Source organism: Mycobacterium montefiorense, from assembly GCF_003112775.1.
In the GTDB taxonomy this organism is placed as follows: domain Bacteria; phylum Actinomycetota; class Actinomycetes; order Mycobacteriales; family Mycobacteriaceae; genus Mycobacterium; species Mycobacterium montefiorense.
The window spans coordinates 123,874-143,947 of record NZ_BFCH01000009.1 but is presented as its reverse complement, the minus strand read 5'-3'; the positions used below and the strand labels follow the sequence as shown (position 1 = coordinate 143,947).

21 protein-coding genes and 2 pseudogenes are annotated in these 20,074 nt (G+C 66.2%); 10 read left to right on the top strand and 13 right to left on the bottom strand.

Annotation, left to right across the window (positions count from 1 at the left end):
• Positions 1 to 28 precede the first annotated feature (28 nt).
• Positions 29 to 937: a sigma-70 family RNA polymerase sigma factor gene (locus DB708_RS07370; protein ID WP_108921293.1), complete on the top strand. Its 909-nt coding sequence runs from the start codon at positions 29 to 31 to the stop codon at positions 935 to 937.
• On the opposite strand, the gene DB708_RS07365 is transcribed toward DB708_RS07370, so the two are convergent.
• Positions 900 to 1,475, bottom strand: coding sequence for a class I SAM-dependent methyltransferase (locus DB708_RS07365; protein WP_235616668.1), 576 nt, complete (start codon positions 1,473 to 1,475; stop codon positions 900 to 902). The two genes, DB708_RS07370 and DB708_RS07365, sit on opposite strands and share 38 nt — an antisense overlap.
• Positions 1,476 to 1,482: 7 nt before the next feature.
• On the opposite strand from DB708_RS07365, the gene DB708_RS07360 reads away from it, so the two are divergent.
• Positions 1,483 to 1,830, top strand: coding sequence for a hypothetical protein (locus DB708_RS07360; RefSeq protein WP_108921291.1), 348 nt, complete (start codon positions 1,483 to 1,485; stop codon positions 1,828 to 1,830).
• Between the two features lie 5 nt (positions 1,831 to 1,835).
• Here DB708_RS07360 and DB708_RS07355 read toward each other — a convergent pair.
• Positions 1,836 to 2,451, bottom strand: a pseudogene (locus DB708_RS07355) (carboxymuconolactone decarboxylase family protein); the annotation flags it as partial.
• A 49-nt stretch (positions 2,452 to 2,500) separates the two neighbouring features.
• Between DB708_RS07355 and DB708_RS07350 the strand changes: the two are divergent.
• The gene (locus DB708_RS07350; RefSeq protein ID WP_108921341.1) at positions 2,501 to 2,947 is read left to right on the top strand and encodes a condensation domain-containing protein; all 447 of its coding nucleotides are present in this window, start codon (positions 2,501 to 2,503) and stop codon (positions 2,945 to 2,947) included.
• On the opposite strand, the gene DB708_RS07345 is transcribed toward DB708_RS07350, so the two are convergent.
• From DB708_RS07345 to sdhC, 4 genes are read right to left on the bottom strand one after another with little or no spacing between them, the layout of a single operon-like run.
• The gene (locus DB708_RS07345; protein ID WP_108921289.1) at positions 2,919 to 3,722 is read right to left on the bottom strand and encodes a succinate dehydrogenase iron-sulfur subunit; all 804 of its coding nucleotides are present in this window, start codon (positions 3,720 to 3,722) and stop codon (positions 2,919 to 2,921) included. The two genes, DB708_RS07350 and DB708_RS07345, sit on opposite strands and share 29 nt — an antisense overlap.
• Positions 3,722 to 5,476 (bottom strand): succinate dehydrogenase flavoprotein subunit, encoded by a 1,755-nt coding sequence (gene sdhA, locus DB708_RS07340; protein WP_108921288.1) that lies wholly within the window; start codon positions 5,474 to 5,476, stop codon positions 3,722 to 3,724. Before sdhA ends, DB708_RS07345 begins: the two co-directional genes overlap by 1 nt.
• Before the next feature lie 13 nt (positions 5,477 to 5,489).
• Positions 5,490 to 5,957 (bottom strand): succinate dehydrogenase hydrophobic membrane anchor subunit, encoded by a 468-nt coding sequence (locus tag DB708_RS07335; protein WP_108921287.1) that lies wholly within the window; start codon positions 5,955 to 5,957, stop codon positions 5,490 to 5,492.
• Positions 5,954 to 6,292 carry a succinate dehydrogenase, cytochrome b556 subunit gene (sdhC, locus tag DB708_RS07330; protein WP_235616671.1) on the bottom strand — a complete coding sequence of 113 codons (339 nt, stop codon included), beginning with the start codon at positions 6,290 to 6,292 and terminating at the stop codon, positions 5,954 to 5,956. The genes DB708_RS07335 and sdhC overlap by 4 nt, the downstream gene beginning before the upstream one ends.
• A gap of 233 nt (positions 6,293 to 6,525) precedes the next feature.
• Between sdhC and DB708_RS07325 the strand changes: the two genes are divergently transcribed.
• The 3 genes from DB708_RS07325 to DB708_RS07315 are packed head-to-tail and all read left to right on the top strand — an operon-like array spanning position 6,526 to position 9,310.
• Positions 6,526 to 6,927, top strand: a complete 402-nt coding sequence (locus DB708_RS07325) for a cytidine deaminase (protein WP_108921285.1) — start codon at positions 6,526 to 6,528, stop codon at positions 6,925 to 6,927.
• Positions 6,924 to 8,225, top strand: coding sequence for a thymidine phosphorylase (locus DB708_RS07320; RefSeq protein WP_108921284.1), 1,302 nt, complete (start codon positions 6,924 to 6,926; stop codon positions 8,223 to 8,225). Before DB708_RS07325 ends, DB708_RS07320 begins: the two co-directional genes overlap by 4 nt.
• Complete coding sequence (locus DB708_RS07315; RefSeq protein ID WP_108921283.1) at positions 8,222 to 9,310, top strand: adenosine deaminase; 1,089 nt, start codon at positions 8,222 to 8,224, stop codon at positions 9,308 to 9,310. Before DB708_RS07320 ends, DB708_RS07315 begins: the two co-directional genes overlap by 4 nt.
• On the opposite strand, the gene DB708_RS07310 is transcribed toward DB708_RS07315, so the two are convergent.
• Positions 9,307 to 10,725 carry an HNH endonuclease signature motif containing protein gene (locus DB708_RS07310; RefSeq protein WP_108921282.1) on the bottom strand — a complete coding sequence of 473 codons (1,419 nt, stop codon included), beginning with the start codon at positions 10,723 to 10,725 and terminating at the stop codon, positions 9,307 to 9,309. The two genes, DB708_RS07315 and DB708_RS07310, sit on opposite strands and share 4 nt — an antisense overlap.
• A 33-nt stretch (positions 10,726 to 10,758) precedes the next feature.
• Positions 10,759 to 11,022: a CDGP domain-containing protein gene (locus tag DB708_RS07305; protein WP_108921340.1), complete on the bottom strand. Its 264-nt coding sequence runs from the start codon at positions 11,020 to 11,022 to the stop codon at positions 10,759 to 10,761.
• Between the two features lie 165 nt (positions 11,023 to 11,187).
• Here DB708_RS07305 and DB708_RS07300 point away from each other — a divergent pair, with 165 nt between their 5' ends.
• Entirely contained in the window at positions 11,188 to 11,631 is a 444-nt protein-coding gene (locus DB708_RS07300; RefSeq protein ID WP_108921281.1) for a DUF6632 domain-containing protein, read from the top strand.
• A gap of 14 nt (positions 11,632 to 11,645) precedes the next feature.
• On the opposite strand, the gene DB708_RS07295 is transcribed toward DB708_RS07300, so the two are convergent.
• A complete protein-coding gene (locus DB708_RS07295) occupies positions 11,646 to 12,323 on the bottom strand; it encodes a GntR family transcriptional regulator (RefSeq protein ID WP_108921280.1) in 678 nt (225 codons plus the stop codon).
• Positions 12,324 to 12,456: 133 nt separating this feature from the next.
• Here DB708_RS07295 and DB708_RS07290 point away from each other — a divergent pair, with 133 nt between their 5' ends.
• Both DB708_RS07290 and DB708_RS07285 read left to right on the top strand, forming a co-directional pair.
• A complete protein-coding gene (locus tag DB708_RS07290) occupies positions 12,457 to 13,488 on the top strand; it encodes a cupin domain-containing protein (protein ID WP_108921279.1) in 1,032 nt (343 codons plus the stop codon).
• Between the two features lie 45 nt (positions 13,489 to 13,533).
• Positions 13,534 to 14,541 carry a VWA domain-containing protein gene (locus tag DB708_RS07285; RefSeq protein WP_108921278.1) on the top strand — a complete coding sequence of 336 codons (1,008 nt, stop codon included), beginning with the start codon at positions 13,534 to 13,536 and terminating at the stop codon, positions 14,539 to 14,541.
• 16 nt (positions 14,542 to 14,557) lie between these two features.
• Here DB708_RS07285 and DB708_RS07280 read toward each other — a convergent pair whose 3' ends face one another.
• From DB708_RS07280 to DB708_RS07270, 3 genes are read right to left on the bottom strand one after another with little or no spacing between them, the layout of a single operon-like run.
• Positions 14,558 to 15,541 (bottom strand): VWA domain-containing protein, encoded by a 984-nt coding sequence (locus DB708_RS07280; RefSeq protein ID WP_108921277.1) that lies wholly within the window; start codon positions 15,539 to 15,541, stop codon positions 14,558 to 14,560.
• 15 nt (positions 15,542 to 15,556) lie between these two features.
• Positions 15,557 to 16,882 (bottom strand): protein export chaperone SatS, encoded by a 1,326-nt coding sequence (satS, locus tag DB708_RS07275; protein ID WP_108921276.1) that lies wholly within the window; start codon positions 16,880 to 16,882, stop codon positions 15,557 to 15,559.
• Between the two features lie 58 nt (positions 16,883 to 16,940).
• Positions 16,941 to 17,783, bottom strand: coding sequence for an alkaline phosphatase family protein (locus DB708_RS07270; protein WP_457852092.1), 843 nt, complete (start codon positions 17,781 to 17,783; stop codon positions 16,941 to 16,943).
• 163 nt (positions 17,784 to 17,946) lie between these two features.
• On the opposite strand from DB708_RS07270, the gene upp reads away from it, so the two are divergent.
• On the top strand, positions 17,947 to 18,681 hold the full coding sequence (gene upp, locus DB708_RS07265) for a uracil phosphoribosyltransferase (protein ID WP_108921274.1): 735 nt from the start codon (positions 17,947 to 17,949) through the stop codon (positions 18,679 to 18,681).
• Here upp and DB708_RS07260 read toward each other — a convergent pair.
• Positions 18,572 to 20,056, bottom strand: a pseudogene (locus DB708_RS07260) (phospho-sugar mutase); the annotation flags it as partial. The gene upp and the pseudogene DB708_RS07260 sit on opposite strands and share 110 nt — an antisense overlap.
• Positions 20,057 to 20,074 lie beyond the last annotated feature (18 nt).

Sequence of the window (20,074 nt, the reverse complement as noted above, 5' to 3'; positions counted from 1 at the left end):
CTTGCCAAGATGCGCATAGGCTCGGGATATGACCGCGACGCAGGTCACCGATTTCGAAGCATTGCGGCCGCATCTGATGGCAGTCGCTTACCGGGTGACGGGCACCGTGGCCGACGCGGAGGACATCGTCCAGGAAGCCTGGCTGCGCTGGGACAAACAAGATAACGCGATCACCGACTTGCGGGCCTGGCTGACCACCGTGGTGAGCCGGCTCGGGCTGGATCGGCTGCGCTCGGCCGCACACCGTCGCGAGACCTACACCGGCAACTGGCTACCCGAGCCGGTGGTGACCGGCTTTGACGGTGCCGATCCGCTGTCGGCGGTGGTGGCCCGCGAGGACGCCCGGTTCGCGGCGATGGTGGTGCTGGAGCGGCTGTCGCCCGATCAGCGGATCGCGTTCGTGCTGCACGACGGGTTCTCGATGCCGTTCTCCGAGGTGGCCGAGGTGCTGGGAACCAACGAGCCCGCCGCCCGGCAGCTGGCGTCGCGAGCCCGCAAGGCGGTCGCGGGTCAGGCGCCGCCGAAGCCCGATCCGTCGCACAACGAGGTGGTCGGCAAGTTGATGGCCGCGATGGCCGCCGGCGACCTGGAATCCGTGGTGGCGCTGCTGCATCCGGATGTGACGATGACCGGCGATTCGAATGGCAAGGCGCCCACGGCAATCAACGTCATCCATGGTGCGGACAAGGTGGCCCGGTTCTTCTTCGGCCTGGCCAACCGCTACGGCCCGGCGATGTTCACCTCGTATCAGCTGGGGCTGGTCAACGGCGAGTTGGGCGGCTACACGGTGGGCGTCCCCGCCAGCGGCGGTTATCGCGAGATGATGCCGCGGATCATGGCCATGACGGTGCGCGACGGAAAAGTCTGCGCCCTATGGGATGTGGCCAACCCCGAGAAGTTCACCGGGTCCCCGCTTTCCTCGCGACGAAACGCATGACGTGGCCGAGCAGCCGCGAGCTCACGCTGACCGTCAGGCCCTGTCGCGCGCATTCGGCCTGAAACTCCGCGGGCACGATCAGCCGGTGCGGCGAGCCGTCCAACCGGTGAAACGCGCTGGCCAACGGGGTTCGGACCAGGTCGTAGCCCACGAAGTTTCCGCCCGGGCGCAACACGCGTGCCACCTCGGCGAGCGCGCGCTCCCAGTCGATGATGTGGTGCAGCATCAGGCAGCTGACGACGGAGTCGAAGGAGTTGTCGGGGAATTCCATCGCGGTGGCGTCGCCGGTTCGCGCCGATGCGTTGGGGAATTCGAGCAGCCGGGCGGCGGCGGCCTGCGTCATGTGCGGGTCGAGATCCGTTGCCACCCAGGCGAGCTGTGGATCTGCCGAAAGAATTTGGCGGGCAACCGATCCGCTGCCCGAGCCGATTTCCAGAACATCGCGGCCCAGTCGTTGACCGCGCAGTTCGCGGGCGATCGTCGCACTGCTGGAACGCCACAGGGCGCCACAGCAGAAGGCACGTTCGGAGCGTGACATCACAGGCATGCCAACAAGCCTGACCCATCGCCTGGCGCAGCTGTGGGTGCCCCGATTCCCGCCCCTCTTGCGGCCCGCAGAGCCGCTCGACGAGGAACTTGGCCGCGGCCTCCGGACCGGCGTCGGCCAGCGCCGCGGCCGTCGCATCCGAGCGCACCGCATGCCGTGCGCCGCTGCCGACGACCACCAGGCGACACATCTGATATGCATTGCCGTCGCGGGTGATTTCCAACGGGCCCTGCGCGCCGAGCGTGATCTGAACCGCGGCGTGATGGTGGATGGCGAGGTCGGAGAACGCGCCGGAGACCATCAGCCGACCCGGCTCCAGCTCCCAGACACGCATAAGCCACTTTAGCGCCGCTAGGCGGTCGCCCACGGAATGCGGCAGCTGTCACCGGAATTGAAGCCCTGCTCGGTGATGCCCAGCGCAGAGTTCATCCGGGCCCGCATGTTCTCCACGCCGATCTGGTAGGTCAGCTCGATCACGCCGGCGTCGCCGAATCGGGTCCGCAGGTCGGCGACCTGTTCGTCGGTGACGGTGTGCGGATCGGCGGTCATCGCGTCGGCGTAAGCGATCGCGGCGCGGTCGTCGTCGGTGAAAGCCGTTGAGGTGGCGTAGTTGTCGATCTCCTTGAGCCGCTGGATGTCCAGGCCGTCCAGGCGCTGCAGCATCGACCCGAAGTCGACGCACCACGAGCAGCCGATCGCGCGTGCGGTCCAGAACACCGCTAGCTCGCGCACGCTGACCGGCAGCGTGCGCGACGCCCGGTCGATCATCGTCTCGTGCACGGCGCCGGCGACCATCAGCCGGCGATGATGCGCGGCCACCGCGAACGGTTCGGGAACCTGGCCGTAGCGGCGCTTGGCGACCCGGTACATGGCGCGGGTAATCAGGCCGGCGCGCTTGGGTGGTAGGGGCTCGATGCGGGTTTTCTGTGTCATACCGTGCAAGACGAGACAGCTCAGCCAAATGTGACCAAGGTTCTTCCAATAATCCTCTGAGGCTCCCCGGCAAGTCTGTGCTGATGACTTACTGCTACTTCGACGAGCCGCCCCGACTGGAAGACATCGAGCCCGCCACCCACACCGAGGTGCTGGTCGCCGAACCGCGGCTGGACCAGGCGCGGGTCCGCGCCGCGGTCGACGCGGTTTTCGCCGCTCACCCCGACCTTGGCACCGTGTTCGAATCCAAATTGAAGATCTGGATGACTCGCCCAGGCGGCGGATGGGCGTGGGGAGTCGAACCCCCCGGCGGTGCGGTCACCGACGTCGTGGCGCGCCATCTGGCCAGCTTCGATATGCACACCGGCCGGTTGTTCGCGGTCTCGCTGCTGCCCGGAGAACCCGACCGCCTGGTGCTCACCGCCAGCCAGCTCTGCATCGACGATGCGTCGTGGCAGGCCGTGGTCGACGACCTGGTGGCCGAGTGCGGCACCGCTGGTCTCAGCGTGAGAACAGCAGCGCGCGCTTGACCTCTTGAATCGCCTTCGTGACCTGAATGCCACGCGGGCAGGACTCGGTGCAGTTGAACGTCGTGCGGCAGCGCCACACACCGTCGACCTCGTTGAGGATGTCAAGGCGCTCACCGGCGGCCTCATCGCGACTGTCGAAGATGAACCGGTGCGCGTTGACGATGGCGGCCGGGCCGAAGTAGGTGCCCTCGCTCCAGAACACCGGGCAGCTGGTGGTGCAGCACGCGCACAGGATGCACTTGGTGGTGTCGTCGTAACGGGCTCTGTCGGTGGGGCTTTGGATCCGCTCGCGGGTCGGCGGGTTGCCGGAGGTGATCAGGTACGGCTTCACGGCGCGGTAGGCGTCGAAGAAGGGCTCCATGTCGACCACCAGGTCCTTTTCCACCGGCAGCCCGCGGATCGGTTCGACCGTGATGGTCAGCGACTTGCCCGATTTTTTCGGCAGCAAGTCGCGCATCAGCACCTTGCAGGCCAACCGGTTGACGCCGTTGATCCGCATCGCGTCTGACCCGCACACGCCGTGCGCGCAGGAGCGCCGGAAGGTGAGCGTGCCGTCCAGGTAGCCCTTGATGTAGATCAGCAGGTTGAGCAACCGGTCGCTGGGCAGACACGGCACCCGAAAGCTTTGCCAGCCACCGGTTTCCGCGAACGCATCGGCGTCGTCCGGGTTGAACCGGGCGATCTTGAGAGTCACCATCACCGCGCCGTCCGGCACCGCCGGCAGCGGCGGTTCCCCGGGCAAGGCCTCGGGTGCCTCTGCTTCTTCGACAGACATCAGTACTTCCGCTCCTTGGGTTCGTAGCGCGTCTGCACGACGGGTTTGAAGTCGAGCACGATGTCGCTCAACAGCTCGCTGCCCTGCTTGTAAGCCATCGTGTGGCGCATGTAGTTGACGTCGTCACGGTTCGGGTAATCCTCGCGGGCGTGGCCGCCGCGCGACTCCTTGCGGTTCAGTGCGCCGACCACGGTAACCTCGGCCAGCTCCAGTAAAACGCCCAGCTCGATGGCTTCCAGTAGGTCGCTGTTGAAGCGTTTCCCCTTGTCGTGCACGGTGATTCGGGAGTAACGCTCCTTGAGCGCGTGGATGTCGGTGAGCGCCTGCTTCAGCGTCTCCTCGGTGCGGAACACCGCGGCGTTGTTGTCCATCGTCTGCTGCAGGGCGCTACGAATGTCGGCGACGCGTTCGTTGCCGTGTTCGGACAGAATGTCGGCCACCCAGCCGAGGACCATCGCCTCCGGATTCGCCGGCATCTCGACGAAGTCGTGGCCCTGGGCGTAACTGGCTGCGGCGATCCCGGCGCGGCGGCCGAACACGTTGATGTCCAGTAACGAGTTGGTGCCCAGCCGGTTGGCGCCGTGCACCGACACGCACGCGCACTCACCGGCCGCGTACAAGCCCGGGACGGTAGAGGTGTTGTCTTGCAACACTTGTCCGGTGACGGTGGTGGGGATGCCACCCATCACGTAGTGGCATGTCGGGTAGACCGGCACTAGTTCTTTGACCGGGTCCACACCCAGGTAGGTGCGGGCGAACTCGGTGATGTCGGGCAGTTTGGCCTCCAGCACGTCGGCACCCAAGTGGCGGACGTCGATGTACACGTAATCCTTGTGCGGCCCGGCGCCGCGGCCCTCGAGGACCTCCAGCACCATCGAGCGGGCCACGATGTCGCGGGGGGCCAGGTCGACGATCGTCGGGGCGTAGCGCTCCATGAAGCGCTCGCCCTCGCCGTTGAGCAACCGGCCGCCCTCACCGCGCACCGCTTCGGAGATCAAGATGCCCAGACCGGCCAAGCCCGTCGGGTGGAACTGGTGAAACTCCACGTCCTCCAACGGAAGTCCCTTGCGGAAGACGATGCCGATGCCGTCGCCGGTCAGCGTGTGCGCGTTGGAGGTGGTCTTGTACATGCGGCCCGAGCCGCCGGTCGCGAGCACCACGGCCTTGGCGTGGAAGACGTGGATGCTTCCGGTGGCCAGCTCGTAGGCAACCACGCCGGTCGCCACCGGGCCGCTCGGCGTCTGGGTCAGCACCAGGTCCAGTGCGTAGAACTCGTTGAAGAACTGCACGTCGTGCTTGACGCAGTTTTGGTAGAGCGTCTGCAGGATCATGTGGCCGGTGCGGTCCGCGGCGTAGCAGGCGCGGCGCACCGGGGCCTTGCCGTGGTCGCGGGTGTGACCGCCGAAGCGGCGCTGGTCGATACGGCCCTCGGGGGTGCGGTTGAACGGCATCCCCATTTTCTCCAGGTCGAGCACCGCGTCGATGGCTTCCTTGCACATGATCTCCACGGCGTCCTGGTCCGCGAGGTAGTCGCCACCCTTGACGGTGTCGAAGGTGTGCCATTCCCAGTTGTCGTCTTCGACGTTGGCCAGCGCGGCGCACATGCCGCCCTGGGCGGCGCCGGTGTGGCTACGGGTGGGGTAGAGCTTGGTCAGCACCGCGGTGCGTACGCGGGGTCCGGCCTCGACGGCGGCCCGCATTCCGGCACCGCCCGCGCCGACGATCACCACGTCGTATCGGTGTTGCTGGATCAACGGGGCTCCTTAATCAAGAAATGTTCGCGTCGAACGTCATCAACACGTAGGTACCCAGCACCAACGTGAACCCCATCGACAACAGCAGCAGGCTGTTCAGCCAGAACCGGGTGCTGTCTTTGCGGCTGTAGTCGTCGATGATGGTGCGCAGGCCATTACCGCCGTGCAATTGCGCCAGCCACAACAGGGCCAGATCCCAGAATTGCCAGAACGGCGACGCCCAGCGCTGCGCCACATAGTTGAAGTCGATTCGGTACACGCCGTTTTCCCACATCAGCATGATGAACAGGTGCCCGATCGCCAAGCACACCAGCGCGACGCCGGAAAACCGCATGAACAGCCAGGCGAATTTCTCGAAGTTGGGGATGCCGGCGCGACGACGTGGTGAGCGCGGATTGTCCAGGCTGGGTGGCCGATCGTGGCTGCGCTGGGCGACCGGCGCCACCTCGCCGCGGCCGAGCTGAAGGTCGGGGCTGCTCATCGGAAGTGCTCCATCATATGAACGCCGATGGCCACCACCGCCGCCACCATGACCAACAGGTAGATCACCGCGATGACCCACAACATCGTCTTCTGATGGCGCGGCCCTTCCGACCAGAAGTCGATCAAGATGATGCGGATGCCGTTGAGTGCATGGAAAAGCACTGCGGCGACCAAGCCGAGCTCCATCAGGCCCACGATCGGGGTCTTGTAGGTCGCGATCACTTCGTTGTAGGCCTGCGGGCTCACCCTGACCAGGGCGGTGTCCAGGACGTGCACGAACAGGAAGAAGAAGATCGTCGCGCCGGTGATGCGATGCAGCACCCACGACCACATGCCCGGATCCCCGCGATACAGGGTCCGGGGTGGCCGCCGCTTGTGTGATGACTCCGTCGCCTGCGTGCTCAAACCAGTTCCTATATCTTCCGCGAAACCTTTTTGCCGGGGAAACGAGCTTAGCCCCGTAACGATGCGTCCGGAACCAAGCAACACCATTCGCGAAAGGTGTTTTCGTGCCAGAGTTAAGGTTGGCCTTCTCGAGTAAGCCCATCGGTGATTGGGGTTGCGGTATGCCTGAAGTTGATTGGAATTTGCTGCGGGACAAAGCAATACAGGCCGCATCAGGGGCTTACGCCCCGTATTCGCAATTCCCGGTGGGTGCTGCCTCGCTGGTCGACGACGGCCGCGTGGTGACTGGCTGCAATGTGGAAAATGTCTCATATGGCCTGGGTCTCTGTGCCGAATGCGGTGTGGTGTCTGCCCTGCATACGACTGGTGGCGGCCGGTTGATTGCCCTGGTGTGCGTTGACTCACAAGGTGCGCTGCTGATGCCGTGCGGGCGGTGTCGCCAAGTGCTGCTGGAGCACGGTGGACGCGAGCTGCTAATCGCGCATCCGGCCGGCCCTCGCCGCCTCGAAGAGCTGTTGCCCGATCCGTTCGATGCCGACGATCTGGCCCGGGAACGTCGTTGACCGACTTCGCATTCGACGCTCCGACGGTCATCAGGACCAAGCGCGACGGCGGCCGGCTGTCCGATGCCGCGATCGACTGGATCGTCGACGCCTACACCGGTGGCCGCGTGGCTGACGAGCAGATGGCGGCGCTATTGATGGCGATCTTCTGGCGCGGCATGGACAGCGGCGAGATCGCCAGCTGGACGGCGGCGATGCTGGCGTCGGGCGACCGGCTGGATTTCAGCGATCTGCGCCGGCGTTCGACACCGTTGACCACCGTGGACAAGCATTCGACCGGCGGGGTCGGGGACAAGACCACGCTGGTGTTGGTGCCGGTCGTGGCGGCCTGCGGCGCTGCGATACCCAAGGTCTCCGGCCGCGGACTCGGCCATACCGGCGGCACCCTGGACAAGCTGGAATCGATCGCCGGATTCACCGCGGGAATCACCGTTGCGCAAGTGCACCAACAACTTTGCGACATCGGTGCGGCGATATTCGCCGCCGGTGAGCTGGCGCCGGCCGACAAGTTGCTGTACGCGCTGCGCGACATCACCGCCACGGTCGATTCGTTGCCGCTGATTGCCAGCTCGATCATGAGCAAGAAGCTGGCCGAGGGAGTCGGCGCGCTGGTGCTCGACGTCAAGACCGGTGCCGGTGCGCTAATGGCGACCGAGGCGCAGTGTCGCGAACTTGCCCACACGATGGTCGACTTGGGCGCGGCGCACGGCGTGCCCACGCGGGCGCTGTTGACGGACATGGACTGCCCGCTGGGAGCGACCGTCGGCAATGCGCTCGAGGTTGCCGAGGCACTCGACGTGCTGGCCGGCGGCGGGCCGCCCGACGTCGTGGAGCTGACGATCGCGCTGGCCGCCGAGATGCTCGAGCTGGCCGGGATCGACGGCCAGGACCCCGGCCAGACGCTGCGCGACGGCACCGCGATGGACCGCTTCCGGCAGCTGGTCGCGGCCCAGGGCGGCGACTTGTCGGTTCCGTTGCCAATCGGTTCACATTCGGAGACCGTGATCGCCGCGCGGAGCGGCACAATGGGAAACATCGACGCGATGGCAGTGGGGCTAACAGCTTGGCGACTCGGTGCGGGCAGATCCCGTCCGGGTGGGCAGGTGCAATTCGGATCCGGCGTTCGGATTCATCGGCGCCCGGGCTCACCGGTTGCCGCCGGTGAGCCGTTGTTCACCCTCTATACCGATACCCCCGAACGCTTCGTGGCCGCGATGGCCGAACTGGACGGCGCGTGGACCGTCAGCGACGCGGTACCGCCGTCGCGGCCGCTGATCATCGATCGGATCGTCGGGTGAGCGCCCCGCTGGATCTACGGCAGATCCAGCAGGCGCCCAAGGCCCTGCTGCACGATCACCTCGACGGGGGTTTGCGCCCGTCGACCGTGCTCGACATTGCCGGTCAGATCGGTTACGACGAGCTGCCCGCCACCGACGCCGAAGAGCTGGCGACGTGGTTTCGCACCCGGTCGCACAGCGGCTCGCTGGAGCGCTACCTGGAGCCGTTCTCGCACACCGTGGCGGTGATGCAGACGCCCGAGGCCCTGTACCGCGTCGGCTACGAGTGCGTGGAGGATCTGGCCGCCGACTCCGTGGTTTACGCCGAGGTGCGGTTCGCCCCGGAGCTGCATATCAACCGCGGCTTGTCCTTCGACGAGATCGTCGACGCCGTCGTGCAGGGTTTCGCCGCCGGCGAGAAGGCCACCGCCGCGGCCGGACGGCCAATCGTGGTCCGTCTGTTGGTCACCGCGATGCGTCACGCCGCGCTATCCCGTGAGATCGCTGAGTTGGCTATTCGGTTCCGGGACAAAGGTGTTGTCGGCTTCGACATCGCCGGCGCCGAGGCGGGCAACCCGCCCACGCGGCACCTGGACGCATTTGAATACATGCGAGATCACAATGCGCGCTTCACTATTCACGCCGGTGAAGCATTCGGCCTGCCCTCGATCCACGACGCGATCGCGTTCTGCGGCGCCGACCGGCTTGGTCATGGGGTGCGCATCGTCGACGATATCGAGATCGTCGAGGGTGGCGGCGTCCAGCTGGGCAGGCTGGCATCGATCCTGCGCGACAAGCGGATTCCGCTGGAGCTGTGCCCGAGCTCGAATGTGCAGACCGGCGCGGTCAACAGTATCGCGGATCACCCGTTCGACCTGTTGGCCCGTGCACGATTCCGGGTCACCGTCAACACAGACAACCGGCTGATGAGCGACACCACGATGAGCCTCGAAATGCACCGACTGGTCCAGGCTTTCGGCTACGGGTGGAGCGACCTCGAACGGTTCACCATCAATGCGATGAAATCGGCCTTCATTCCGTTCGGCGAGCGCCTCGCGCTGATCGACGGGGTGATCAAGCCGCGGTATGCGGTGCTGATCGGTTAGAACGGCGCGGGATCGTCGTCGTCGGATGATCCGACATGGGTGTATTCCCAACGCTTTTTGCGCGCTTGGCGGGACTTTCGGTTGTGCTGGCGCTCGGCGGCGATGCGAGCAGCGCGGTTCTGCGCGCGGGTGTGGGTCCGGGTCGGCATCATCGCGTCGCGGTCGCTGCACTGCATGTCCGGCATCGCAACGACCGGCGGCGGGTCGGCGCCGGCGCACAAGGCGGGGAAGAGCAAAGCGCTGCCGGGTGTGGTGACGCGGGTGTGCCCGTCGGGCAGTGTCCAGACAATGGTGCCGTCGGGCAGCTGCTGGTCACGCCATCCCCAGAAAGTCTTGAGCAGGTGATGTTTTCGGCACAGGCATTTGAGGTTGCACGGATGGGTAGCACCGCCGTCGCCATAGGGCACGGTGTGGTCGATATCGCACTCGGTCGCGGGCCGGTCGTAGCCCGGTGCCCGGCAGGTCAGGTCGCGGGCCCGCACGTAGTCCGTCAGCGCCCGAGACGGCAGGTATCCGGATTCCGCGGCCGCCGGCGGGGTAATCGATTGCAGCTTGGCCGATCTGGACAACTCGCGGACGATTTCGGCGGGGACGATGCCGTCGCCGTAGAGAAATCCCGGAGCCGCACCGGACCCGTCCACGGTGGCGCTGTCAGCGACCACGTGAATCACGACGGAGTTGTGTTGTCGCGGCGCGGAACCGGTCGGGCAATCGACCCGGTCGCATCCGCACGCCAACCGGTCCCGGCCGGCCGCCAGTGCGCCCAGTGCGTCGGCGCGCAGCTGCCCGACGGTGCGGGGATCGGCATCGCACACGGTCTTGGCGAGTTCGTCGAGCCGGCGATCGAGCGTTTGCCCCGTCGTCGCGAAGACCGTGCCGCTGAGCAGCGCCATGCCTGGGTCCATCGGCGTGACCTCCAGATAGCGGTCCGCCGCATACTCGCGCGACCTGCGCACCGCGTCGGGATCGGTCTTGGCGACCAAGCGATCGATCTCTGTCGCGAGCTTCCAGTTGGTCATCGACGGCCAGCGTGGCGCTTTGATCGCCAGCCGGGCATCCACAGCGGCCAGCGCATCGGCATCGACGATCAGGTCGGTGCGAAACACGATGGTGCGAAACAGCCGGAAGTCGATGTCGCCGGCCCGAAAGACGGCGGCCACATCCGGCAGCCGTTCGTGCATGGCCCGGGCGTAACGCAGGTTGCTGTGGCCCATCGCCACGCTGATGTCGAGTGCGGCGGCGATTTCGGCAGCCACCGCATCGCTGGTGTCGGCCGCCCACTGTGCGTGTTCGCCGTGCTGGGCCAACCGCAACCTGAACAGGTCGCCGATCGCGAGCAGGCGAGCCGCCGCGGCCTGGGCTTCCACCCGCGCCGCGCCGGTGATGCGATCAAGCATGACCAATGCATCGAACATGTGTTCGAGTATATGGAACTGGTCCGACAGCCCTCAGCCGTCGATGTGCGGGTCGAAGCCCCCAGGGCCCATTACGTTGCAGGTCCGTTCGGGCACGAAGAAAGAACTGGCGCCGTTGGCCACCAGGTTGTGGGTCACCACGCAACGTTCCCAGCTGCCGTCGGGCTGGATGGGTCCGTCGCACTTGCTGATCACGGGTCCGCCGTACTGGCAGCCGGCGCCGGCCGGCGGCGCGGCGGCGATCAGCCCGATGCCCATCAGCACGGCGGCCAGCCCTGAAACGATGCAGCGCTTCATGGTTTTCTCCCGTCGCATCGCGGCAGCTGCGTTGCCGAGCATTAACCACTGACGCTACCGCGTAGGTAACCGCGCGAAGGACGCTCTGAGCACCATTCGGGTACTTGCTTCCACGAATCGCCTTCGAGATCCTAAATCTTGGACCGACTACCTCTTGGAGGTGCAATGACACCCTCGTCCAGCTACAAACTTCTTCAGATCGCGCTCGTTGCCTTTGGCGCGGTGATGGTTCTGCTCTATCCGATTGCCGTGGTGTGGCCGTCCGGGTGGGCATGGCATCCCGGTGCCCCTTACCAGTCCGACTACTTCATGATGATCGTTGGCGTGTACGCAACGCTGGGCCTTTTCCTCTGGAACGCCGCGCGTCGCCCCGAGGCCAATATCAGCCTGATCTGGTTCACCGTGTGCTCGAGTGCCGTCCATGCCGCAATAATGGCGGCGCAATCCTTCGGGAACGACCACCACGTCCGACATCTGTGGGGAGACGTCCCGGCGCTACTTCTGGTAGCCATCGTGCTGTCAGTCCTTGTCCGGGCAGCTGGCCTCAAACAACCTCCTTCCGACCGAGGTACCGAGCAGGAGGCCCATGGTCAGACCGGGGCTGGTTAGGGCCTTCCGGTAGGTCAGAGCAACGACGCATCGAGGCCGATGGCGCGCACGGTGCTGGCCAGGTGGGTCTGCACGGCCTGCAGTGCCCGCGGCAGATCGCCATCGCGCAGCGCTTCGGCAATGGCGAGGTGTTCGTGCTGGATGGTCGCCACCCGATCCGGTTCGCGCATCGCCGATTCGCCGATCATCCGCATCTGCCGGTCGCGCAGCGACGAGTAGAAGCCGCACAAAATCCCGTTCCCCGCCTCTTCCAGGGTGATGGCGTGGAAGCTCCGATCGGAGTCGAGGAATCCCCGCCAGTCGCTCGCCGCCGCCGCGTCGCGCTGCCTTTGCAGCTCACCCGATAGCCGCTCGAACACGGCGGCGCACGCGGCCGCTCCGCGTCCGACCACCTTCCTGGCGGCGTACTGCTCCATCACCAACCGGGCCTCGATGACCGCGCGGACCTCGTCGGGCGAGACCGGGATGACGAGAGCCCCGCGCTGCGGATACAGCCGCAGCAGGCCCTCGGCCTCCATACGCAAGAAGGCCTCGCGCACCGGGGTTCGCGACATGCCCAGCGCGGTGGCAATATCGCCCTCGCTGATCAGTTCGCCGCCCGGAAAGGCGCCGGTGAGCACTTGGGTCTTGACGTACTCCAGGGCACGGTCTTTGGCCGTGCCGGAACGTGGGCCGGTCGGCTTCGCTGCCACGGCACCCCTTCTTGTAGCTAAGTCGTATCTCACACGCGTTTATGACGGTACACCGGCGCCCGCGGTTGACACTGAGATACAAGATAGATACGATTCAAACACAAGATGTACTTAAGTATGAAGGAGATGTGCAATGTCCACTGCGAAACCAGCCCAGACAGTGGCCGTGAACCTGGACCCGACGATTCCCGCGCCGATGACCAACGTTGCCGAGTACGGATTCGAGGGCCGCTTCGCCGACTGGGCCGACGAAGCCTGCTACTTCGAGTACTCCAAGGCCGCCAATCCGGTCGGCTCCGGATATGCGCCGCAGGTTCCGATTACCCAGTTCGGACCCGACCTCTACCTGGACCAGCCCACCGGTGTGGTGCCCCTGGATCTCTCCGCCGACCTGGGCATCGCAGGTGCGGCGACCAGTCCCGCGCTGCTGGCCAACTTCCTGCGCATCCGCGCCGGCGAGCAGATCGGCACCAGCCCGAACGCCACCTCGCAGCTGTACTACGTGCTGTTCGGGCACGGCTTCGCCGCAGTCAACGGCCAGCTGGTCAAGTGGGAGAAGGGTGACTTCCTGACCCTGCCCGCCGGTGCCCGCTCGGTCTTCTACGCCGACTCCGAGGCGGCCATGTATTGGGTGCACGACGAGCCGTTGCTGCGCTACCTGGGCGCCGAGGCGCGCGAGCCGAGATTCGCCGCGACCAAGTTCTGCCGCACGGACGCGGTGGCCAAGCTGGACGAGATCGCTTCCCGCCCCGGCGCGAACGACAAGAGCCGGGTGAGCGTGCTGCTGGCCAACGAGAACCAGGAGCAGACGCTGACCATCACCCACGTCTTGTGGGCAATGTTCGGCGTGCTGCCGCCCAACCAGGAGCAGCGCCCGCACCGGCATCAGTCGGTCGCCTTGGATCTGATCCTCGACGCACCGCCGGCCGGCTGCTACTCGTTGCTGGGCACCCGCCTCGACGAGCGCGGCGACATCGTTGACCCGATCAGGGTGGACTGGCAGGCCGGTGGTGCGTTCACGACTCCGCCCGGCATGTGGCACGCCCACTTCAACGAGACCGACCAGCCCGCCCACCTGATCCCGGTTCAGGATGCGGGACTGCAGACCCACTTGCGCAGTCTCGACATCAAATTCACTCAGCGTCGCGACCTTGTCGCTGGCTAAGGCGGGCGCTGTGCGGCGTGAATAGTTGACGAATACCCTCTTGGCATGAAGTTGCCCCTCCTAGGCCCGGTGTCGCTCACGGGTTTTCAGAACGGCTGGTTCTTTCTTTTGCTGCTGGCCGTGCTGTTGGTGATAGGGCTCTACGTCGTCCAGCAATTCGCGCGACGCCGGCGAGTGCTGCGATTCGCCAACATGGAGGTGCTGGAACGCGTTGCGCCGGCCCGGCTGTCGCGGTGGCGCCATGTCCCGACAATGCTGCTCGCGGTGTCGCTGGTGCTGCTGACGACGGCCATGGCCGGACCGACCACCAGCGTCCGGATTCCGCTCAACCGCGCGGTGGTAATGCTGGTCATCGACATCTCGGAGTCGATGGCTTCCACGGACGTGGCTCCGAACCGGTTGGCCGCCGCGCAGGAGGCCGGTAAGAAATTCACCGATGAGTTGATGCCGGCCATCAACCTCGGGTTGGTGGCTTTCGCGGCCAACGCCACCCTGCTGGTTTCGCCGACGACCAACCGTGGCGCCGTCAAATCCGCTATCGATGGCCTGCAGGCGGCGCCGAAAACCGCTACCGGGGAAGGCATTTTCACCGCGCTGCAGGCCATCGCCACGGTCGGTGCGGTGATGGGCGGCGGCGACGGCCCGCCACCGGCGCGCATCGTGCTGGAGTCCGACGGCGCCGAGAATGTGCCGCTGGATCCCAACGCCCCGCAGGGAGCGTTCACCGCGGCGCGGGCGGCCAAAGACCAAGGGGTGCAGATATCGACGATCTCCTTCGGCACCCCCGATGGCACCGTCGAGTATCAAGGCGCCACAATTCCGGTGCCGGTCGACGATCAGACCCTGCAGGAAATCTGCAAGATCACCAACGGCCAGGCGTTCCATGCCAACAGCCTCGGTTCGCTCGAGGACGTCTACTCGACGCTGCAGCGCCAGATCGGCTACGAGACCGTCAAGGGCGATGCGAGCCTGGCCTGGCTGTTGCTCGGCTCATTCGTGATGGCCGGCGCCGTATTGGCCGGGCTGTTCCTGAACCGCAGGCTGCCCGCCTGAGCGATCGCCTGCGCTGCTAAGTCGGCAGCCTGCGGTTGATCAGCAGCGCCAGCACCGTGGCGATCAGGGCGGTGAGCACTCCGAGGCGCAGCCACCCGGCACCACCGGGCCCGGCCACGATGCGATACCCGATCTCGTTCTGGATGGCGTTGTAGTCCTTGTTGAGCTCGTCGAGATTGCTCGCGGTGTAGGACTGTCCACCGGCCAGCTGCGCGATTTTCTTCATCTGATCCGTCGAAACGGGGACCTTCACCGTCGCCCCGTCCAGGCTGATGGTTCCGTTCGGGGTGCCGAACGAGATCGTCGAGATGGGCACGCCCTGATCCTTGGCCAGGCGCGCGGCGGTGTACGCGCCGTCATGCGGATCACCGGGATCGGTGGGCCGATTCTCGCCGCCGTCGGACAACAGCACGATCCGCGCCGGCGGGGGAGTGTCGCCGCCGGTCGTGTTCGTTGCGTCGATCGCGTGCAATGCGGTGAAGATGGCTTCACCGGTCGCCGTGCCATCGCCGAACTGCAGCTTGGGCAGCGCATCGATGGTGGCCTGGTGCACCGGGGTCGGCGGCACCAGCAGGTAGGGCGTTCCCGCGAATCCGACGAGTCCGAGGTTGATGCCCGGCGTCAGCTGGGCGGCGAACTTGCTGGCGGCTTGCTCGGCGGCCTTGAGCCGATTGGGCTCGACGTCGGTCGCTCGCATGGACTGCGACATGTCGACCACCAGCATGATGACGGCGCGGTTGCGCGGTATGCGCATGTCGTGCGTCGGGGTGCCCAGCGCGACGGTCAGCAGCGCCAAGCTGAGCAGTGATACGGCTATCGGCAGGTGCCGCCAGAAAGACTGCGGCACCTGCGCCTCGGTGTAGCGGCGCAGGCGGTGCCGGCGCCGGACCTGGACCAGCACATAGACGGCGAGCAGAGCCAGCGGAATCAGCCCGAACAGCAACAGCGCCGGACGTTGGAATCCATACAGCGGCAGTGGGCCGATGACGGGAAGCGACATCAGTTCACCTCGGCACTATTCGCGCCTGAGCCGCGAATCGACGAACTTTTCCAGGTCCTCCCATTCCCGCACCGCCGCCGAATACGGCGACGCAGGCTTGCCAACCGAGCCGGGCTCCAGCACGTAGGCCACCAGCTTGCCCAGCGGCTTGCCCGTTTCCAGGGCCTTGTCGACGGTGCTCTCCTCGGAGTAGTCACCGATATCGCGGAGCAGCTCGACGGCCAGGTCGAGTTGTTCACGATCTACGGCGTCGGGTCCGTCGGCGAAATCGTCGGCCAGCCCGCTGAGCACGTAGATGTTCTCGTCGGTGATCTCCACGGCCAGCGATCCGTCGGTGGCGGCGGTACGGATGTCGTCGTAGGTGCTCAGGTCGGACAGGTCGTGGTCGTGCTCGTCGGCCAGGTAGCGGGCCAACGAGCGCTCGGAGGTGAACACGCTGATCCGTCCGTTGCGGCCCAGGAAGATCGGGCGATCGTCCAGATAGCAGCGCAGCGTGAAGAAGGTGCCCGAACTCGTCATGATCCGGACCGGGTCGATGCCCACCTGCAGCCAGAAGTCCTCGTCGCCGCCGAGCACGGCGGTGTCGCCGGGCGCACGCTCCTCCTCCTCGGCGTCTTCGTCCTCTTCGGCGTCTTCGTCCTCTTCGTCGTCATCGGCCTCGTCGTCGCCTTCGGCTTCGGTGTCCTCGTCGTCGACGGGGGCTTCGCCGTCGACGTCGGTCTCGTCTTCTTCGGGCTCTTCGCGTTCTTCGGCCAGTTCGTCCGCGGCCTTCTCCGATGCCGCCGCGTCGACCTCGGGAGTGCTGATGATGTCGTCGATCGCGCTGAGCACGTCGTCCCAGCTGCGCCCGATGATCTCGGCGATCGCATTCCAGCGTTTGGCGCCTGCCTTGCCGGTGAAGTGGTCGATCCCGCCGGATACCGTGCCCAGGCTGGGGTTGCCGTTGAAGAATTTCGACACCGCCGCCAGCTCGCACACCGATCCGATGGACGACACGATCGCCAGCGCGCCGGCCAGCGCGGTCACCGACTGTTCGGTCGGCTTCTCGGCCACCAGCTCCTCCACCGCGACCAGGTCAAAATGTTTGTCTTCGGCGGGATCGAAACCGTGCGCGTGGGCCGTACTCAGGTCTTTCCACGCCGGGTGGTCGACCAGGTCGTTGTCGGTGTTCGCGCGCGCGAACGCGACGAGATCGGCAACGGTCTCGAACGCGAACAGGTCGTCGTCGCGGCCCAGGAACGCCTCCCACTCGTCGCCTGAGTCGCGCCAGCGCGGTGCCCACACGGTGTAGCGGTCGCCGTCGGACAGGCTCAGACGGATCGGGACAAGGTCAGCGGCCATGCGGCACAGAATAGCGACGACTGAGCAATGAGCCGGGTCCGGTGCCGGGCCGGGACACCTATCCCGCCCAAATGCTGGCGATCGCGGGAGCGTTGGCTGCGTTGCCGGTCTTGGGTAGCCCGTACATCTGCTCGATGGTGGACAGCAGGTTGTAGTGGCTCATCTGCTCGCTGTAGGTGCCCGGCGCGACGTGCGCGCCGTAGATGATCGTCGGGATCTGGTTGCGGCTGCCTGGCGACGCGGATCCGTCGTCCTCGTCCCAGGTCACGATCAGCAGGCTGTTGTTAGCCACCGCCCAGTTGGCATATCCGGACAGCTGCCGATTCAGCCAGGCGTCGCCCTGCGCGATGGAGCCGTCGTGCATGTTGTTGTCGTTGTTCGGAATGACGAACGAGACCGTCGGAAGGCTGTCGAAGTTCCCTTGCGGAAACGCGGAGAACGGCATCGAACTCGCCGGCGGCACGTTGGTGAAATTGGCCCACGGCACATGCTTGCGCGCGTACTTGCCCGAGGTGCATACCGCAGAGCCGACGGCGGGCAGGTCCTCGGCATAACCGATGAATGTGTAGCCGGCGCCCAGCAATTCGGAAGCCATGTTGGGTGCGTTGCCGGCGTTGATCGGGCACGAGTCCTTCGTCACCCCAAATGTGTTGCCGGCGAAGAGCGCTAAGTAATTCGGTTCGCTGGGGTGTGTCTCGGCAAACGACTGGGCCATGTTGGCGCCATGGGAGGCAAGGGCGTTGATGAACGGGTTTTGCGGACTGCCGATGATGTGGCCCTCAGAACGGTTCTCTTCCACCACGATTACGATGTGCGCGGGGCGGGGCAGCGCAGCCGCGGCGGTCACGCGGGGAGCCAACGGGGTGGCCGCCAGCCACGTCAATGCCACCGCTGCGCACAGCGCTAGGGCGCGATACGCCCAGCTGATCCGCCTTCTGGGACTTGGAATCTCGCGAAACACCCGGGCAGCATATGAGCGGTTGTGCGTGGCGGGTGGCAGGCGTGCGTGCGTGTCAGCTGCACTTTAGGTAACCGACGTCGGATCGTTATATACCCTCGGACAGATGGACGTATGCGTGATCGACCACCCGTTGGCCGCGGCCCGGCTGACGGTGCTGCGCGACGAACGTACCGATGCCTCCGGCTTTCGGGCCGCGCTGCGCGAGCTGACGCTGATGCTCGTCTACGAGGCCACCCGCGACACGGACACCGCGCCGGTCAGGATCCGCACGCCGCTGGCCGACACGGTTGGGACGAAACTGATCAATCCGCCGCTGCTGGTCCCGGTGTTGCGGGCTGGGCTCGGGATGATCGACGAGGCACATGCTGCGATCCCGGAGGCCCAGGTCGGCTTCGTCGGTGTCGCGCGCGACGAGGAAACCCATCAGCCATTCCCGTACATGGAGTCGCTGCCCAAGAAGCTCAAACGCCGGCCGATCATGGTGCTTGATCCGATGCTGGCCACCGGCGGGTCGATGACGTACACGATCGAACTGCTACAGCGCCGGGGCGCAACCGATATCAGCGTGCTCTGCGTGGTGACCGTGCCGGAAGGCCTTGCGGCGGTTGAGAAAATTGCGCCGGACGCGCGAGTGTTCACCGCGGCGGTCGACAAGGGACTCAACAAGTCGGCGTTCATCGTGCCGGGCCTGGGCGACGCGGGCGATCGTCAGTTCGGGCCCCGTATCTTCACCAGTGTTCCACCGAGGAAACCAACTGAGCGCGCAGCGCGGCGGCGTAAGTCCGGGAAGAAGTCAGGTCATTGGAAGGCGCACAGCGAATCTCCAAGTAGCACTTGAGCTTCGGCTCGGTCCCGGAAGGCCGCACCACCACCCTGATCGAGGTGTTGTCGTCACCCGCGGTGAAGATCAGCGCGTCGGTGAGGTCGGTGATGGCCGCCGCGAACCCGGCCAATTGGTTTGGCGGGGCGGTACGCAGCCGCGCCATGAGCTCGGCGGCCTGGGCGCTGTCGGCGACCCGGCGGGAGACCGCCGCAACGTCGTGTACGCCGTATTGGCGGGCGAGTTCGTCGAGCGCGTCTGACACCGAACGGCCCTGCTGTTGCAGAGCGGCGACCATGTCGCACACCAGCACCGCGGCGCTGATGCCGTCCTTGTCGCGCACCGCGGCGGGGTCGACGCAATGGCCGATCGCCTCCTCGTAGGCGTAGACCAAGGTGGCGCCGGGAACTTTCGAATCGGCGCGTGCCAGCCACTTGAACCCGGTGAGGGTCTCGACGTGCGCCGCGCCGTGGTGGGCAGCGATCGCGGCCAGCATGCGGGAGGACACCAAGGTGCTAGCCACCACGGCGGTGTCCGACTGCTCGCGAGAAAGAATGTAATCACCTAGCAGCCAACCGGTTTCGTCTCCGGAGAGCATCCGCCACCCCGCGGCCGTGGGGATGCCCACCGCGCATCGGTCGGCATCGGGGTCCAGGGCGATCGCGACGTCGGCCCCGGTGTCTGCGGCCAGGGCCAGCAGTGCGTCGGCAGCGCCGGGTTCCTCCGGGTTCGGAAACGCGACGGTGGGGAAGTCGGGGTCCGGGGCAAACTGGGCGCCGACGGTGTGGACCTGGTGGAAGCCGGCTCGGTGCAGCGTCTCGACGGCCACCGCGCCGCCGACGCCGTGCAGCGCGGTCAGCGCCACTCGCACCGAACCGGCGCCGCGCCGCACCCCGGCCGCCCGCCCGATGTAGCGCCCGACCAGGTCGGTGTCCGCCGGCGCTACCGGTTTACGCGCGATCTTCTCGGCGGGAGGCGCTGTGGCCATTGCGGTTTCGATCTGGGTGTCGGTGGGGGAGATGATCTGGATGCCGCCGTCGAAGTACACCTTGTAGCCGTTGTCGGTCGGTGGATTGTGCGAGGCAGTGATCTGGATCCCGGCGGCGGCGCCGGTGTGACGCACCGCGTACGCGACCACTGGCGTGGGCACCGACCCGGGTAGCAGCAATACCGAAAAGCCCTGGGCAGCAAGCACTTCGGCGGTTACCGTGGCGAAGATCGCCGAGCCGTGCCGGGCGTCGCGCCCGACTATCACCCTTGCGGAGGCCAGGCCGCGTTCCGTGAGCACCTGCGCCAGCGCCCACGTGACCCGCGATACCACCGCGACGTTCATGCCGTCCGGACCGTCGCGGACCGGGCCGCGCAATCCGGCGGTGCCGAACCGCAGTGGTTGTGTCACAAGACCATTGTG